Source organism: Escherichia sp. HH41S (assembly GCF_009820115.1).
Taxonomy (GTDB): Bacteria; Pseudomonadota; Gammaproteobacteria; order Enterobacterales; family Enterobacteriaceae; genus Escherichia; species Escherichia coli_F.
In genome coordinates this window covers 1-850 of the sequence record NZ_VNXE01000029.1, presented here as the reverse complement: position 1 = coordinate 850, position 850 = coordinate 1, and the positions used below count along the sequence as shown (strand labels likewise).

The window sequence follows — 850 nt, the reverse complement described above, 5'->3', positions numbered from 1 at the left end:
CGGTTGGAAGGCCATTCCGGCAGTACGCTCAGGATATGGCGCAGATACGCTTCCGGATCGATACCGTTCAGACGGCAAGTGCCGATCAGCCCGTACAACAGTGCTCCACGCTCGCCGCCGTGATCGCTGCCAAAGAACATAAAGTTTTTCTTTCCGAGACAGACTGCACGAAGCGCTCTTTCCGCAGCATTATTATCCGCCTCCGCCAGACCGTCATCACTGTAATAACAGAGGGCATCCCACTGATTCAGTACATAGCTGAACGCTTCGCCCAGTCTGGATTTTTTCGACAGCGTACCATTCTTCTCCACCATCCATTCATGCAGCGACGTCAGTAACACTTTGCTTCGCTGCTGCCTGACGGCAAGACGCTCTGACTCCGGTAATCCCCGTATTTCATCCTCGATGGCGTACAGTTCACTGATTCGCTTCAGGGCTTCTTCTGCCGTCGCACTTTTGCTGCTGATGTATACATCGTGGATTTTTCTCCGGGCATGGGCCCAGCACGCAACTTCTGTCAGCGCACCACCTTCACGTTCTGCACTGAACAGCCTGTCATAACCTGTGAACGCATCCGCCTGCAGGATACCCCGGAAGGGGCGGAGGTGTTGCTCCGGGTGTTTCCCCTGCCGGTTCGGTGAGTACGCGAACCAGACCGCCGGAGGAGATGACGAACCCGCATTGCGATCATCCCGGACATACGTCCAGATGCGCCCTGTTTTCGTCTTTTTCAGGCCCGGTGCCAGTACCTTTACCGGTGTGTCGTCAGTGTGAAGCTTGCGGGTATTCATCACATAACGGTACAGGGCATCATTCAGCGGCGTCATTAACTGGCAGCACGCGTCAACCC

At 55.4% G+C, this 850-nt stretch carries 1 pseudogene; it reads right to left on the bottom strand.

Features of this window, described 5'->3' with window-relative positions:
- Window positions 1-850 (bottom strand): annotated as a pseudogene (locus FQZ95_RS06335) (IS66-like element ISEc23 family transposase); the annotation flags it as partial.